Genomic DNA, 17,305 nt, shown 5'->3' on the forward strand with positions numbered 1-17,305 from the left:
TATATGGGTGGACTAAGATTACAGTTATATAATAGGAATACGTACTATTAATTTTGGGACTTCTATTTATTGAAACATAGAGCCAGAAGAAAAGATTACATACATCAATTCATAGAGGAGTTGAAATCATGTTAACCAGAATTAACGTGCAGGGAAGCTGGGAGCTTCAACTGGATGAACATAAACAAGGCGTTCTAGGCCCATTTGACGACACCATAACACTGCCGAATACGACCTCTCATGCACGTAAAGGAAGAAAGAGTGATGCGGCTCACATCGGGTCTTTGACCGATGAATATTCATATGAAGGCTGGATTTGGCTGAAACGGGAGATTGATATACCCGCAGCGCTTGCTGGCAAGAAATGCGATTTGTATCTGGAACGCACGCGTATAACCAAGTTGTGGGTTGATGCTGAAGAGTATGGAGCACAGGATAGTCTCAACACCCCTCATGTGTATAGCTTGCCTGAAGGGCTTGCCGAGGGAAAACACACCCTCACCATCCGGGTGGATAATACGGACTATCCGACGAAAGGCGGTCATCTTACATCCGTCGATACTCAAACCAACTGGAACGGAATTACCGGGAAGCTGGAGCTTCATTTTTACCACGAGCTGCACTTGGGTGAGGTACAGATCTATCCCAATGCTAAAGAGCGAACATTCAGAATCACAAGTACATTGTCTCAATCCATACCAGGTACGGTACTGTCCGTTACTGCGCAAACCTTCAATCCCCTTTTAAAAGAGGCTCATGGATATGTGCCTTCAGACAAAAATCATGTGGTGATTGAGCAAACCTATCCATGCAACCAGAATGAGGTTAATGTGCTCTACAAGATGGGTGACGACGCATTGCTCTGGAGTGATTCGGACCCCAATCTCTATGTGCTGACCCTCACTCTGTTAGGGGAACAAGGAGAGGTGCTGGATACAACTGAAATCGTAACAGGACTACGAAATTTTGAAGCCAAGGGAGACGCTTTTACCATTAACGGCCAAAAGACCTTTCTTCGTGGAAAACATGATGGTCTCATATTCCCGCTTACGGGTTACGCGCCAACCGATGTGGAAGAGTGGCTACGAATCCTGAGCATTTCCAAATCATATGGCATAAATCATTATCGTTTCCATACCTGTTGTCCGCCTGAGGCAGCGTTTACTGCTGCAGATATACTTGGTATCTACATGGAGCCTGAGCTTCCATTCTGGGGTACGATTACGGATGAACTTGATCCACAGCATAATCAGGCTGAACAGGACTATCTCATTCGTGAAGGCTTCGCCATGCTGAGGGCGTATGGGAATCATCCTTCTTTTGTAATGATGTCACTCGGTAATGAACTTTGGGGCAGTAAAGAAAGACTCAATGCCATTCTAAAAGCATATAAAGCATTTGATCCACGCCATCTGTACACCCAGGGTTCAAACAATTTTCAGTTCACTCCGCTTATTCTGGAGGAAGAAGACTTTTACTGTGGCGTACGATTCTCCAAAGATAGACTTTTCCGCGGGTCCTATGCCATGTGTGATGCCCCGTTGGGTCATGTGCAAACTGATGTGCCTGGTACCCTGAAGGATTACGACGACATGATCTTGCCGGATGGGACGGCTTCGGAAAAAGAGGGAATTCAAGCAGATGAATCGGAAATTCAGATTCAATATGGTACGGAAGCGAAGACCGTGAAAGCCGCGTCGGCTGAACAACAGCTTATTCCACAACTACCCGTCATATCCCATGAAATTGGACAATATGCCATGTACCCCAACTACGAAGAGATCGAGAAGTACACCGGGTCGCTGAAGGCAAAAAATTTCGAGGTGTTTCGTGAGCGATTGCAAGCCAAAGGAATGGCACATCTGGCTGAACCATTTTTCCAAAGCTCTGGCAAGCATGCTGTAGCCTGTTATAAGGAAGAGCTTGAAGCGGCATTTCGATCCAATCATCTGGCAGGGTTTCAATTGCTGGATCTTCAGGACTTTAGTGGACAGGGGACAGCACTGGTAGGCATTTTGGATGCTTTCATGGATTCCAAAGGATTGGTTACGCCCGAGGAGTGGAGAACATTTTGCTCCGATGCCGTACTTCTGGCTCGATTCGAGAAATACAACTACACTTCGGGAGAAGATTTTAATGCCCGCATTCAATTAAGGTACTTCCGATCACAATCATTAAAAGGTCATACCGTGGAGTGGGAGATGCGGAATTCGGATCATCTGATTACATCAGGAACAGAAGAGATTCCCTTTATTGCTGGAGAAACTTGGTTTGAGATAAGCCCAATAAAGCTCAAGCTCCCTGCTGTGAAAAAGATGACGTCCATCGTTCTATCCCTGTATATTCCGGGTACCGATATCCGGAAACAATATGAACTTTGGGTGTACCCTGATCATGATGTGACAGCTATGGAGCATGACCCTATTTATAAGGAATTGTCCGATGAAGTTATTAATTTACTGGAAAAAGGCGAGAGCGTGCTGCTGCTTCCAACATTGGAAGTTAACGATAGTTCAGTCGAAGGTACATATTGTACCGATTTCTGGTGTTATCCGATGTTCCGATCCATCTCGGAAAGCATGAACAAGCCCGTTCCCGTCGGTACGCTAGGCTTGCTTATTGATAATTCGCACCCGGCATTGAAGCACTTTCCAAGTGAGACCCATTCTACTTACCCTTGGTGGCATATCGTTATGAACTCACGGTCTCTAATTTTGGATGAGGTATCCACGAATGTTCAGCCTTTCGTTCAAACCATCGATAATTTTGAACGTAATCATAAGCTGGGTCTGTTGTTTGAATGCCAGGTTGGAAAAGGGAAGCTGCTGGTTGGGGCACTAAATTATGATGAATTGATTAACAAGGCGGAAGGGCGGCAATTACTTTACAGCCTAGCACAATATGTAAAAAGTGAAGAGTTTAATCCGAAAGCCAAGTTAGGGTTGGAAGAGCTGCAGCAGTTGTTGGGCAAAAAATAGATTCACCATAATCAACGAAAGTCTGTTCTCAGGAACTAATATTAAAACCCTTCAAGCTGTTTTTCAGTTTGAAGGGTTTTCCTTAATTACAGACGCTTAAATAATTTAACAGAATTATTGTTATGTAAACCTATTGCCATCACTTTTATTTGTTTTTCCCAGGATGACATAAAACCTCCATCATATGTAAATCGTAATGGTGAACGCAAGAAGGAGGATACATATGAAAAGTCACGTGCATCGAAAAGAAGGAGAGAAACTGAGCTGGATTAGTCTTTCATTATTTGGAGCGGGATGTACGCTGGGAACGGGTTTTTTCCTTGGAACAAGTCTGGCTATTCATTGGGCCGGTTTATCGGTGCTTATCCTTTTGGTGCTGGCTGCTGCCGGGACTTACTTTGTATTTGGCGCATTGGCTCAGATGACGGCAGAAGATCCGAAGGAAGGGGCTTTTCGAACCTATGCCGGAGAAGCGTTCGGGCCATGGGCCGGTTTCGGAAGCGGCTGGATGTATTGGTCTTCCGAAATGCTGATTATGGGGAGTTCATTAACGGCACTCGGGTTGTTCTCTCAATTTTGGTTTCCCAAGTTTCCATTATGGGCGTTTGTAGCGGTATATGCATGCATTGGATTGTTCATCGCCGCATTGGGAGCCAAAGGGTTAACCCAAACCGAGAATGTGCTCGCAGTAATCAAGCTGGCTGCAACGGTTGCTTTTATTGTGATTGCGGCAGCGGCTTGCCTGGGCTGGTTAGATGTGAAGATTACCCCGCAGAAAATAACTAATGAATGGTTTCCTCACAAAATAAAAGGCTTATGGACCGGATTTATTTATGCCTTTTTTGCTTTTGCCGGGATTGAGATCATGGGTTTGATGGCAGCCAAGCTGAAGGAACCAAAGGATGCAGTCAAGTCAGGCCGAGTCATGCTGTTAACCGTCAGTGCGCTATATGTTGTGGCGATTGCTTTAATTCTGCTGCTGGTGCCCGCCGCGAAGTTAACACCAGATGAGAGTCCACTTGTCAAAGCGATGTCATCGATTGGATTTACGGTCGTGGTTCATATTTTCAACGGAATTTTGATTATAGCCGGGTTCTCCACGATGGTTGCTTCAATTTATGCGATAACGTCCATGTTGGTTAAATTGGGTGAAGACGGAGATGCACCGAAGATGTTTACGAAGACATGGGGAAAAAAGAACATGCCTCTTCATGCATTGGGATGCACTGCTGCCGGATTAATACTTTCTACCCTATTGGCATTATGGATGCCTAAGAGCCTGTTTGAATATATAACTACCGCAGGCAGCTTGGTATTAATGTATACCTGGCTTCTGATTTGCATCACATATATCAAGAAAATGAAACCGACGAAATGGAATCGTGTCAAAGTGTGGATCGCCATGATTCTTATTGTTGCAGCAGTAGCAGGGACCGCCATGGAAAAAGCCAGCAGAACAGGTCTGCTGGCAAGTATAGGTCTTGTTATATTGATTGCCTTGATTACCTACATTGTAAACAAAGTACGAAAACCACGACCATCAACATCCACTTAACCGTCAACGTTTTGATTTCTTGGGTACAACTCTTCCATTGCGTCTTAGCCAATCTGCTAAGTGATAGGTTCTTGAAATGGCTTTACTGAGGTGCCTTGTTTCAGCTATTTCGTCAACTTGCCAATGGCTTGCTTCATGCGCAGGAACGGGCATTTGGAAGGGGTCTGCTCGTCATCGGGCAGGAAATATTGTTTCCATTCCAGATTATCCTGCTGTCCATACCACATGAGTGATGGGTGAGCCGGAACGGCATCATAAGCTGCCAGGCGTTTACGAATCAAGGTTTTCATTTTACGGCCAAGAGGTGTGTTGTCATTAATGGATTCAAACACCCACCGTGGTTGAAATGCAAACATCAGATAAGGGAAGTGCCTACTGGCTCTAAGCTCGTGCGCGGGAGTGGCACAGAAACAAAAATAAGGTTCCCCGCCAAAGCAGAATTCCCACGTGGCTTCATGCGGGTCCGTCGAAATATGTTCAGGCCAAGCAGCCTCATCGAGTGCGCTCACCCGGTTAAGCATTTCCCAGAACAAGGACTGATACTGTTCCACCGTTGTGTTGTTTTTCAAATCATCCGGTGTCTCGCAAATGACCACCAAGGAAGCATATTGTCCCGTGTTACGAGAAACAGGTCCATATTGACTAAGTAATTCCGCCATGTCCATAGCAGCAGCTGGTGTGCGCGGATCACATGTGAATCCGTATCTCAGATGGCCGGAGAGAAAACCCATCCGTCCGGGTACACATGGATACGTATTCCCCTCATCTGCTATCATATTGGCGAATTGTGAATAAGCGTCCTGCTGCCATTCGGGCAGACCTTTAAATAATGGTTTTATTTCATCGGCACTGTACAGCTCTGCCATGAATTTCCCAACTCCATTCCACATGATACCGTTAACGTATTAATGTGGATGGCGTTGGGTGACTGTCCAGTGTCTTTTTTATGTCAGAAAAAGATGGAGCGTACAGCTTCATATCCGAAGTATAGGCCAAATCCGATCAGGCAGATGCCTGAGATGATGGAGATCCAGCGCAACACGGCTTCGTTGCTGTGTTTATGAAATCGACTGGCCATGCCAGCCATGATGACGTCCCATACAAGAATTCCTATGAATATTCCAGAGCTGTAAAGTAGCAGATGAGCCGTATCGGTATGCTTAACGGTTGTAGCAAGAATAGAGCCGTAAATTCCGAGCCAGAATAAAATATTCAGCGGATTGGATAAGGCCATCAGGAAGCCAGAGACAAAGGATTTTCCAACTTTCGCTTCTGCTGTAGAAGAGGCCTGAATGCCGTCTTTTATCTTGGACAGTGTTTCCACACCGGTATACACCAGAATAAAGCTGCCAAAAGACCAAAGAAAAGAGCGCATAAACGGCGTGTCCAAAAAATGGGCAACGCCAAAATATATCAGGAGCATGTACACCAAATCGGCAAACATGGCTCCGAGACCCAAAATCCAGGCATGCATGAATCCATGGCGGGCCCCGCGATCCAGTTGAGCCGCATTAATCGGACCAATCGGAGCTGATAGTGAGATTCCCAGAATAATATAACTAAACAGTACAGACATATACGCGTTCACTCCTTAACGGGCTAGACGAATTGTACCGTAAGTCACACACATATGGGTACAAGTCATCGTATTCCCGTTTGGAGCCAATTAGAACAAGCTGTTAGCATATTATGTCAGTACATTAAATGCTCGGAGATTCCACATCGAGTTGAACAGGAGTGCAATGGTAACCGTTACACACACTCTCTTCGCATGGACAAGCAGACAAACCAATGATCAGATCCATCAATGCTTCCATTTCGACATAATCTCCAGCACTCGATTCGGGTGCGATAACATCAATTTTCCCCTCGCCATCTACAACGGAATTCATAAACAGGTTGAAAGGATAATGTTGATCCGGGGGAACGATGCCGAACGGTTCCAAGGCCGTATTCAGATTATGATAACAACTGGGATGATCTTTTTTATCATACAAGACCTCATACATTTCCGGACGACAGGCCGAGTTGAAAAAATCATGAATACCTACAGTTTCTTCGACAATGGAAATGAGAGGTTCATACCGGTTGGAATACAGACATTGCCCCGGTTTAATCCTGTAAGTGCGTAACACATCGAGTGTAACGCCAGGATCAAGCCGATTATTGATATTTTGCGCATCATAAGCAACAAAATCAACCACCTGCTGTCCCTCCAAATCGGTTATACGTATCCGTGACCCTTTTTTTACTCTAAGCGCATAGCCTGTTTTGGCAGGAATATGAATGGACTGCTTATAGAGACCCTTAGAATTCATCCGTATTTCCTCCATTGCTTTTAAACTCAGTATGCGGAAATGAAGTTACTTTCATGCACTTTATGAGTGATGTAGACGATGATTCTAAAGGATTTGAGTATCTCGAATTTGTTGCAAAAATGTTAAAAACTAAATTTTATACAGGAAAAAGTGGATTACCTTTCATTCCGACCCAGAGTTCAGATGACTCCAGCTGGCCCGCCAAGTGAAGCAGCCAGTCTTCACGGCCTTTTGTTGCCATAATTTGAACACCCATGGGCAGCCCTTCAGGAGTCAGATGTACAGGAACACTCATGGCGGGTTGACCCGTCAAATTTGCGAGCTGTGTGAAAGGTGTGTACGTGAGACTTGGTTCAAACATCTCGTAAATCAACTGCTGCTGTTGGATCTTGTCCAAATCGCTTATGCGCATCAGATACTGAATCTGTTCATCATGAGGCGTCAGCTCTCCGATCTGGGGTGCTGGAAAAGCATTGACGGGTGTGACATAAAAATCATACCGTTCAAACAAGGTGGACATCTGGGCTGCGGCAACATCCCATTCGGCCAGACTATGTACGAATTCGGCAGCTGAAACCTTTTTGCCGGCTTCGGCCAAAACCCAGGACTCGATCTCCATATCATCCGATGTTAATACTCTGCCCATTGAACGTTCCATGGAAGAAATCATCGCCGCCATTTCGCCGCTGTTCATCATGTAATAGTTCTCCATCAATTTGACACCATTCACCGGACTCAGTTTTTCTTCAACTTCGTGACCTTGTTCTTCCAGCCAGCGAACCGTCTTATACACCGCTTCTTTGGCTTCATCACTCACAGGTGTACCTACAGGTGAAGCTGTCGTGTAAGCGACTTTCAGTTTGCGTTGATGAGGATAGTTCATATCAGCCAAATAGCTTCCCGGAAAGAGGGGAGCATGAAATGCCGCCTCGGGTTGAATGACTTGCAGTGTATCCAGTAAAGCAGAGCTGTCGCGAACAGAGCGGGATAGGGCAAAATCAATCGATGCACCCTGCCACTGACGACCGACCCCCGGCCCTACGGGTGTACGTCCACGTGTAGGCTTGAGTCCGAACAATCCGCTGAATGAAGCAGGGATTCGGATTGAACCGCCGCCATCACTGGCTCCCGCAAGCGGTACAATACCCGAGGCTACTGCGGCAGCAGCACCTCCACTTGAACCACCTGGCGAGTGATTGGTATTCCATGGATTACGACTTGGCCCGTGAAGACGGGGCTCGGTAATATTTTTCAGACCGAATTCCGGCGTGTTGGTATGACCAATGATAATGAATCCTGCATCACGCAGGCGGGAAACGAAGTTGGAATTCCGCTGTGCACGATGCTCACGGAGAAGACGTGAACCCGAGGTGAGAATTTCACCCTCCATGGATTGGGATATATCTTTTAAGAGCAAGGGCACGCCTGCAAAGGGCTGTTCTCCCGGGCGAACCATCCCCGCTTCCTGACGTGCACGTGTTTCATATGTACGAATAACCGCGTTAAGCTGCGGGTTCACTTCTTCCAAGCGAGCATATGCCGCTTCCAGCAATTCGACCGGAGATATCTCCCTGGCGCGAACCAATTCAGCCAAACCTATGGCATCGTAGGATGTATATGAAAATGATGAAGATGGAGACATGATGATCGTTCCTCTCTAAATTGACTTGATCTACTATTCCATATGTCATCGTACCACCGGAATAGTGAAAAGACAAAAGGCACTGTACATCTAAATGGATGTGCAGTGCCTTGACTAATTATATTGTAAGAAATTCAATTAATTCGTACGAATCTTGGGTGCTGCGTCAGCAGGACTCGCTGAGCGTTCCTGTTGTTTGGAGATAGCGAACAAGGTAATCCAGATGAGGATGAATCCAACCAGCTGCTCCCATGTAATTAGCGTACGGAATGCAATCCAGTTTACCAGCACACCAGCCATCGGGAAGCTCAGTTCCGCAAGCGTTGCAACAGAAGCTTTGGTGGAAGAGAGGCCTTTGTAATATAACAGAAGACTCAGCAGTCCTGGCAGCAATGCCTGGCCTAGAATATTGAGTGCCACAGCCGCCTGTTCACCTGTAGCCGATGGGAATGTCCACGCAGCACCTTCATTCCACGTCATGAAGATCAGCAGTGGCAAGGCGACGACAAAGCGCAGGGAGGTGACCGTTTCATAACGGGTTTGACCCAGCATAAGCCGCCCCATAACGGTTGAGCCTCCCCACAGGGCAGCGGCTCCCAACGATAACAGACTGCCAGCATGAACCCAGTTGTCCCAGTTCCCAAGTGGAAGGGTGAATCCGAACGTTAGCAGGTAGGTTCCTGCAAGTGCTATGATAAATAGTCCACCGAATCGGCGTGGCAATGTTTCTTTTAAGAGAAACTTAGCCAGAACAATGGCAAATAACGGCTGCATCTTTTGCAATAACAAGACGGTATTGGGATCGTTATGTGTAAGCGCAAGAGTAAATAATACCGTAGCGAGAGCAGATCCTCCCCAGGAGATAAAGATTACGGCAATCCAGTGATGTGCGCGCAGGTTTTTCAGATCAGCACGGAACTTCCACAGGACGGGAATCGCCACAAGGCTGACAATAATATGTTCCACCAGCACAATCTGAGTGGAGGTCATCGTTTTGAGCAAAATAATACGAAACAGTGGATCTACACCCCACAGGGCGGCTCCGAGTACGACGAGCCAAAATCCGGTATTGCTTCGTTCCTTACGGTAAACGGTTGATGCAGATTGGGTCTTTTCCATATTCAGGACTCCTTCGTCAGAACACGGAATCTTCAGTTGGCAAAATCGACAAAAGCCCCCGTTTTGGTATACACCAAATAAACGGGGGCTCAATCATTGACATGTCATACGGAAAGAAGCCTATCCGTAAAGGCATGCCAATGTGTTGATCTTCTCTCATCCGGACTGTACCGTCGGCCTTGGAGTCACACCAAGTCAGTCGCTGAATGACCTAAGTTGAGTCAAACAGCGAGTCGCGGGCTGGTTCCGAAGAACATCACCGCCGGTTGGGAATTGCACCCTACCCCGAAGATCCTATTCAATTATATGTGTATTGAACAAGCTGTAACATTAATAAGTTCATCTTATTCCTGTAAGCGCTAGCAGTTCAAGTGTTTTTTTAGAATATGATATTCCAGCTTCCTTGTTGTCTGCGTAGTAATACAATCTGACCTGCATGATAGGCATCGTGAAGTATCCAGCGGGCAAGTTCATGTGCCCATTTTTCATTCGTATCCATGTAAGGGGCTTCGAGGTCGGAATCCTCTAATGAAGCGAGCTGATCACGAAGCTGCTCGGCTAATTGTGTTGTATTTTGCATAAGCGTACTCCAGCCAGCGGCGTCGGAAGGGTCCCCGGAGTCTCCGAAGGTAGATTCATTGTTTTCGGCAGGTGTACCGGAAGGAGGTGTGCCCTGAATGCGACTCAACAAACGAAAATTGTAATAATACATATGGTTAACCAACTGCCAGATGCTTAATCCACCGGTTGATGGAACCCAGGCTGCCTGTTCGGCAGTCAACCCATCGAGCGCCTTGGACAAAGGCACAATCCAATTACATTGGTTCCAGGTGTCATCTTTCTGAATGAGCAATAGTTCTGTTGCTGAGGTAGTCATTAATTTTTCCTCCCTAAAATGAATTCATGGTAACTAGCTAAAGTGCTTAAAAGTGGTTACAATTAATATAACCCAAACTTGAATATATGTAACTATCTTTTTATATTTAAATGGTTACAATTTAGCGGAGGTACTATGAATAGACTATGGACCGATTTTGTGAACAGTGATTATCATGACTGGCGTGGCGGAGATCGTTCCGAGGACAGGCTCGGCAAAACCGAATGGCAGGAAGCATTCATTAAACAATGGCAACTGAACGCACCTATACCTGCTCCTCCTGAAGAAGAGGGGACACTGAGAAGCTTCAGAGGCGAATTGCAGGCTCTTGCAACTCGTTTATCTGCCGGAAACCCATTATCGGACAAGGATCGGGAATGGCTTAACGCCATGATGGGAGAAGGTCAGGTTACCAGAAGGCTGTACTCTGGAGAAGAGGGACTGAAACTTTCGCTGGTTCCTGTAAAATTTCATTGGAAGCAGGTTATGGCTGAGGTCGCAGCTGATTTTGCCGTCACAGTGGTTGAAGGGGATGCAGGAAGGATTCGGATCTGTGATAATTCGGACTGCGGGTGGTTTTTTTATGATGATACGCGCAGTCGGACCCAGAGATATTGTGATGACAAGATGTGCGGTAACCTGATGAAAGTTAGAAGATTTCGGGCAAAACGGAAGGTGGATCAGCAGAAAGAGTAAGGCGTATGTACAGAGTGTGTCATTTGCTGAACTTTGCGGAAGACAGGGAATTATTCGAAGGGATTTCTTTGAATTCAAAATTGCATGTTTCCATTTACTGCTATATAATATATATGTACTTAAAATAATTTAGTGGATTATTCAGTTAGTCATTCAGTCAGTCAGAGATCAACATCCGGGATTCAAGCGTATATCCAACAAAAAACAATGATTGGAGATGTGTCTTGTGGGGGCAAGTTATCTACTGAAAAACGGTTGTGTATTGTCTATGGATTCGTCGGTAGGTCAGTATAAGAGGGCAGATGTTCTAATTGAGGATTCTCTTATTACAGCCATCCAGCCCGATCTGAGTTGTATGGAAGCGGAAGTGATAGATGCCTCGGAGATGATCATACTTCCCGGACTTGTTGATACGCACCGTCATGTGTGGGAGTCGCTCGTAAAAACAGCGGGAACCAACTGGTCATTGCCGGTCTATCTGCAAAACCTCTACTATGGGGCAATGGGAAGCAAACTCCGCCCACAAGACGGCTATATCGCCAATTTGTTGGGTTCTTTGGAAGCGCTTAATGCAGGCGTAACCACGGTGCTTGACTGGAGTATGCCGTATTCAACAGAGCACACGGATGAACTGATTCACGGACTTCAGGATGCAGGTATTCGGGCAGTTTTCGCTCATGGCGTACCCGGTGAGACACCCTACTGGAACAGAGAGAGCCACCTAACCTATTCGAATGATGTGAGAAGGGTCAAGGAACAGTATTTCTCTTCACGGGATCAGTTACTGACGTTCGGTCTTGCCATTCGTGGTCCGGAGTTCAGCCATTGGGATACCACGGTGAAGGAAATTCAGCTTGCGCAAGAGCTGGATGCGATATGTTCGATGCATGTTGGCTTTGGAAGCTGGGGATCTGTAGATCGTTCGATAAGTAAAATGTATGAAGCTGGTTTACTGAGTCCGGGTCTGAACGTTGTACACGGAAATACGATGGATACGGATGAGTATAAAATGCTGGCCGATAGCGGTGCCTCACTGTCCGTCACACCGGAAGTGGAAATGATGATGGGGCATGGGTATCCGGCAACGGGTTACTTTCTTGAAAACGGAGGAACGCCAACGCTTGGTGTCGATGTTGTAACATCAACGGGTGGGGATATGTTCTCCCAGATGAAATTTGCTCTTCAAGCAGAGCGTTCCAGGGGGAATGAACAGCTTTTACTGCAGGGTGAAATGCCTGGTGAGCTTAATCTGCAATCCAGTCAAGTTCTGAGATTTGCAACTTCTGCCGGGGCGAAGGCGCTGGGACTGGACCGGAAGATTGGCACGCTTACTCCAGGTAAAGAAGCCGATCTGATTATGATCCGAACCACAGACCTTAACCTGTTCCCGGTGCATGATCCGGTTGGAGCCGTCGTTCAATTTGCCAATCCATCCAATGTGGACACAGTGTTCGTAGCAGGTCGTTTGGTGAAGCGCGAAGGCAAGCTGCTGCATGTCGATCTGAATGAGGTCCGTCGGAAGGCTTTGGCAAGCAAGGAATATTTGCTATCTCAATATCGGATGTCGGATGCAGAGCGAATTGTATTTTCATAAGTTTGGTGTTCCATGCGAGTGAAAGAGAAATTCTGTTACGGAATGAAAAGAATAGATGTTCTCATCTATCTAATAGATCTAATAGCGTTTCAATCGAAGGGCCGCATAGGGATATGCGGCTCTTTAACTTGCGTGTTTATTGTAAACCACGCAAAGTTAGCTAGGAATGGACAGCGGAATAAGGCGAAAAAATCCTTCATTTTCATAAGTACATCTAACAACGAACAAACAATGTTTAGGCTGAGAAAAGAACCCTCAAAAAACTGCGCATAATTTATATTATACGCAGTTTTCTTTTAAATCGATTTTCATATTCATCCCTGTCCAACAGATCATGATAAATTTCGTCTGTAACGAGCAAAATATACTATAATTTCAAAATAAATTTAACAAAGCAACGCGACAAAGTGTAGAAATCGATAGTTTTTTATAGTTGGTCGTTAAGATAGAACAAACGACTTTTTCATAGAACAGATGAACCCAACAAAAATATCTGAAGTAAAGAGACACATTTATCATTTTTCAATACGAGAGGAAACAGTGTATGAATCAAAACCAGAATCGATCTTCCCTATTTAGAAAAAAGCCGATTGCCACCGGTGATAACGAAAGCAACATTTTGAAAAGGGTACTGGGCCCCCTAGATCTGATGACTCTCGGGGTAGGTGCGATTATCGGTACAGGAATCTTTGTATTAACAGGTGTTGCTGCTGCAACATATGCAGGTCCCGGTTTGGTACTGTCTTTTCTGCTGGCAGGTATAATCTGCGCCTTCGCTGCATTGTGTTACTCCGAGTTCGCATCCAGTGTGCCTGCTTCGGGAAGTGCGTATACATATAGCTACACCGCTTTTGGTGAAGTCATCGCCTGGATTCTCGGATGGGATCTTATTCTGGAATATGGATTTGCGAGTGCGGCTGTGGCCAGTGGTTGGTCAGGATATTTTCAAACGTTATTGTCCGGATTCGGATTGGAATTACCCCATGCGCTCACCAGTGCATTTAATCCGGCAAAGGGAACCTATTTTGACATCACCGCAGCGATGATTACGTTAATCATTACATTCCTGCTCACCCGAGGCGTAAAAGAGGCTGCACGTGCCAATGGAATCATGGTAGCGATTAAAATTATCGTGGTGTTGATCTTTATCGGTGTGGGTGTATTCTATGTCGAGCCGGATAACTGGCAGCCGTTCCTTCCGTTTGGAATGTCAGGGGTAACCGCAGGGGCGGCAACAGTGTTTTTTGCTTATATCGGTTTCGATGCTGTCTCTACAGCCGCTGAAGAAGTGAAACGTCCACAACGCGACTTGCCCATCGGTATTATCGCGTCCCTTGCGATCTGTACCGTCCTCTACATTGTTGTATCTTTGATTCTGACAGGGATTGTACCTTATCACATGCTGAATGTGAGTGATCCGGTTGCCTTTGCCTTTGAATTTGTTCAATTGAAAGGATTGTCATGGATTGTTTCACTTGGGGCCATTACAGGGATTACCACTGTATTACTTGTTATGATGTATGGTCAGACACGTTTGCTTTATTCCATGTCACGGGACGGTCTGTTGTCTCCGGTATTCTCCAAAGTCAGTGGCAAAAGCCAAACTCCTGCTATGGGAACTTGGGTTGCTGGGATCATCGTCGCTTTATTCTCGGGTTTCATCTCACTTGGCCACTTGGCGGAGTTAACCAACATTGGAACACTGTTTGCGTTCGCGGTTGTGAGTCTGGGCATTATCGTGCTGCGTAAAAACAACCCGGAACTGAAAAGAGGATTCCGTGTGCCTCTCGTTCCACTGATCCCTATACTGAGCGCTGTTGGCTGTATGTATCTCATGACACGTCTTGCGGCTCTGACCTGGATTACGTTCTTTGGCTGGTTAATTATTGGTTTAATCATTTACTTTGCCTACGGTCGCCATCACAGTCACTTGAATCCGGCACGGCGAATTTCGGACACGTTCAAAATAACAAAAAGAAAGTAGAAGTCATAGCTTAAGCCACATCGTAGAAACATCGTTGAGACATCGTGATGAGTTATTAAATTTATTTACAAAACTGGGTTTTATATTTAAATGTAGTCAGCTAATTAGTCTCATGCTGCGTCGCCAAAGCGACGTGGTATGGGGCTTTTTTTGTAAAAGCAGTTCATGCATTACGAAAAAAAGCAAGGGTGGATAGGGAGAGCTATGGGTGTCTAAAACGTGATAGATCTGTTCTTGTCAGCGGAACCAGGGTTGCGGTCAGGCCAAATATGACATATATTTGGGGGTGTGACATGCCATCAGACACAGGAGAGGGGATGTATCATGGACACACCATTACATATCAATCAGTATCACCGAAATTCGAATTTCGGCTTTGCTTTGGCTGACTCATCCGTGCTTGCTGAAACAAAGCTAATCATTTCACATCCAGAAGACAAGAACGAATTTCAGTTGGAAATTGATCCGCAGCGCCGTTTGAAGGATGGACGCAAAGTGTCGGTTGTTGCGCAACATATGGAGACACCGCTGGATCGAAAAGATGCCATTATCGTATATGGAGAAGAGCTGGGGTTTGTACAATATACGGTTGCCTTGGGACCAAACAGTACATGTTCACTCGCTCCTATTGAAGGAATAGATCATCCGATCATATTGAATTGGGCTGATTTTGCAGAAGGAGAATACGAACTGCGAATTTCCTTGCACATCAAAACACCACGTATTGCAGAGGGACAGCTGGAGCCGGAACAGCATGCCATGGTGAAATATGCTCAGGTCGTAACCGTAGCGATCTGTCTGTTTCAAGCTGAAGCTGTGCAGATGAGTACAGCACCGGAAGCTGTATGGACACGGGAGAATCATATATTTGACTCCTACGGAAGTGGTGGCTTCATTCTCGCAGATCTGCCTCGTATGGAGAAGCGTGTAGAAGAGCTGATCGGATCTGGAAACCATAATCTGATTGAACAATTCGGTGAGGGCGACCTTTCGGACACCTTGCTGGAAGAAGGTCTAATGGCGATTGTCTGGGGAGCTACGCCATGGTGTTATTCAATTTTTTCGGCCCCGGATGAAGATTCCAGAGCCAAACTTTCGATAGACAAGCTGGGTGATGAACCTCAGACCACGGGAATATACCGTGTGCATCCCGAAAGTAAACAATTAAGCATCGTGCCCGTGAACGAATTGGCTGATTGGTCATCCTGTTCAAAGAAAGAATGGCCTGTAATCGAGGTTGCGGGTGAAGGAGAGACGCTGCGTATGGATCTGTATGTTCAGATCTGTGAATCCGTGAATGGACTGCATGAAAATCCATTGCCTTCATTTGTACTCACTCGTAGTAAAGGACAGCCCGAGGCGATTATCCCACTAATCGATGTCGTAATTGTAGACTAATAAATAGAAGTGTGGTGACGAACATAGATGTTGACCGAAGAGATTCAGGAGCAATACGCCGATGAGCTTGAAGCTTTTCACATATGGATGAAAGATGCAGGGTACACGGAACATACGGTAAAATCATACACTGGTGACGTTGCTGAATTTCTCGTCTCTATTAATGGAAAGTCACTGGAACAGGTTAAAAAGCTTCATGTGTTATCCTTTTTGTCCCGAGCTCGGGAACGCGGGGTGAGTGATTCGACGCGGAATCGGAAACACGCAGCTGTGAACTGTTTTTATAAGTCATTAATTGAACTTGAATTGGTGACCAATAACCCCGCTTTCGGGATCAAGAAGTCCAAAACCGAGCAAAACCGTGCCCCCGTCTTTCTTGACGAAAACGGTTTGGAACGATTTTTGCAATCGGTCGAGGGAAAGTACCGTACACGAAATCTGGCTATTTTTCTGTTAATGGGATACATGGGATTGCGGGTCGGAGAGGTACATGCCTTGAATTGCAAAGACTATAATGTGGAACGGCGTACGCTGGATGTGTTCGGTAAGGGTCGGAAATGGCGTACACTCCCGGTGCCTGAGACGGTTGCTGAGCTGTTATCCCAAGCTCTTCAGGAGCGCCTGGATCCGTGGCGGGCGAAGGAAGAAGCATTGTTCGTCTCGCAAAAAGGGAAACGGTTGTCGATTCGCAGTATTCAGCTCATATCAACTGAAACCTTTGAACGTTTTCAGCAGGAATCCGCCTCCAATCAGCGTATAAACTATTCCAGTCACAAACTGCGTCACTCATTCGCAACCATGATGCTTAGACGCGGAGCAGACTTGCGAACGGTGCAGGAGCTGCTGGGACATTCCTCCATTCAGACCACTACGGTATATACTCATGTAACCAGCCGCGAGAAGGAGCAAGCGATGGCCTTGCTGGATGTCAAACTTCCTGCATTTGTGGCTGATATGTAAAAGGTAAGCTTCGTTTATATATATATTGAACTAAAGAATATTTACACTTGCCACTCCGATGACAGAACAACCTTCCGATCGCTGTTATCCCTAGATTTTTTTGAATCCCTTATATAAAGGGGGAAATCCAGGGATAAAGGCGAACGCTCCGCTTCTTCAGGTTATTTCTGTCCTCTCCGTTATC

Annotated in this window: 13 protein-coding genes and 1 riboswitch; of the genes, 7 read left to right on the plus strand and 6 right to left on the minus strand. The window is 45.9% G+C overall.

Features of this window, described 5'->3' with window-relative positions; translation table 11 throughout:
* Window positions 1–128: 128 nt before the first annotated feature.
* Window positions 129–2,978, plus strand: a complete 2,850-nt coding sequence (locus P364_RS0118865; protein ID WP_024631639.1) for a glycoside hydrolase family 2 TIM barrel-domain containing protein — start codon at window positions 129–131, stop codon at window positions 2,976–2,978.
* Between the two features lie 223 nt (window positions 2,979–3,201).
* Entirely contained in the window at window positions 3,202–4,533 is a 1,332-nt protein-coding gene (locus P364_RS0118870; protein ID WP_024631640.1) for an amino acid permease, read from the plus strand.
* A gap of 104 nt (window positions 4,534–4,637) precedes the next feature.
* Here P364_RS0118870 and P364_RS0118875 read toward each other — a convergent pair whose 3' ends face one another.
* The 6 genes from P364_RS0118875 to P364_RS0118900 form a co-directional block, all read right to left on the minus strand.
* Window positions 4,638–5,399 carry a YqcI/YcgG family protein gene (locus tag P364_RS0118875; RefSeq protein ID WP_024631641.1) on the minus strand — a complete coding sequence of 254 codons (762 nt, stop codon included), beginning with the start codon at window positions 5,397–5,399 and terminating at the stop codon, window positions 4,638–4,640.
* An 83-nt stretch (window positions 5,400–5,482) separates the two neighbouring features.
* A complete protein-coding gene (locus P364_RS0118880) occupies window positions 5,483–6,109 on the minus strand; it encodes a LysE family transporter (protein ID WP_024631642.1) in 627 nt (208 codons plus the stop codon).
* 124 nt (window positions 6,110–6,233) lie between these two features.
* A complete protein-coding gene (locus P364_RS0118885; protein ID WP_024631643.1) occupies window positions 6,234–6,851 on the minus strand; it encodes a DUF1989 domain-containing protein in 618 nt (205 codons plus the stop codon).
* Window positions 6,852–6,987: 136 nt separating this feature from the next.
* The gene (locus P364_RS0118890) at window positions 6,988–8,493 is read right to left on the minus strand and encodes an amidase (protein ID WP_024631644.1); all 1,506 of its coding nucleotides are present in this window, start codon (window positions 8,491–8,493) and stop codon (window positions 6,988–6,990) included.
* Window positions 8,494–8,631: 138 nt separating this feature from the next.
* Window positions 8,632–9,612, minus strand: a complete 981-nt coding sequence (locus P364_RS0118895; protein WP_024631645.1) for a DMT family transporter — start codon at window positions 9,610–9,612, stop codon at window positions 8,632–8,634.
* Window positions 9,613–9,756: 144 nt separating this feature from the next.
* A riboswitch (FMN riboswitch) is annotated at window positions 9,757–9,909 on the minus strand.
* An 82-nt stretch (window positions 9,910–9,991) separates the two neighbouring features.
* Window positions 9,992–10,489: a DinB family protein gene (locus P364_RS0118900; RefSeq protein WP_024631646.1), complete on the minus strand. Its 498-nt coding sequence runs from the start codon at window positions 10,487–10,489 to the stop codon at window positions 9,992–9,994.
* Between the two features lie 135 nt (window positions 10,490–10,624).
* Between P364_RS0118900 and P364_RS0118905 the strand changes: the two genes are divergently transcribed.
* From P364_RS0118905 to P364_RS0118925, 5 genes are all read left to right on the plus strand, one after another.
* The gene (locus tag P364_RS0118905; protein ID WP_024631647.1) at window positions 10,625–11,185 is read left to right on the plus strand and encodes a CGNR zinc finger domain-containing protein; all 561 of its coding nucleotides are present in this window, start codon (window positions 10,625–10,627) and stop codon (window positions 11,183–11,185) included.
* Window positions 11,186–11,402: 217 nt separating this feature from the next.
* Window positions 11,403–12,779 (plus strand): amidohydrolase family protein, encoded by a 1,377-nt coding sequence (locus P364_RS0118910; protein WP_029881098.1) that lies wholly within the window; start codon window positions 11,403–11,405, stop codon window positions 12,777–12,779.
* A gap of 544 nt (window positions 12,780–13,323) precedes the next feature.
* On the plus strand, window positions 13,324–14,763 hold the full coding sequence (locus P364_RS0118915) for an amino acid permease (protein WP_024631649.1): 1,440 nt from the start codon (window positions 13,324–13,326) through the stop codon (window positions 14,761–14,763).
* 324 nt (window positions 14,764–15,087) lie between these two features.
* Window positions 15,088–16,161, plus strand: coding sequence for a hypothetical protein (locus P364_RS0118920; protein ID WP_024631650.1), 1,074 nt, complete (start codon window positions 15,088–15,090; stop codon window positions 16,159–16,161).
* 27 nt (window positions 16,162–16,188) lie between these two features.
* Window positions 16,189–17,121, plus strand: coding sequence for a tyrosine-type recombinase/integrase (locus tag P364_RS0118925; protein ID WP_024631651.1), 933 nt, complete (start codon window positions 16,189–16,191; stop codon window positions 17,119–17,121).
* Window positions 17,122–17,305: the final 184 nt, after the last annotated feature.

This window comes from Paenibacillus sp. MAEPY2, from assembly GCF_000499205.1.
GTDB classification, from domain to species: domain Bacteria; phylum Bacillota; class Bacilli; order Paenibacillales; family Paenibacillaceae; genus Paenibacillus; species Paenibacillus vandeheii.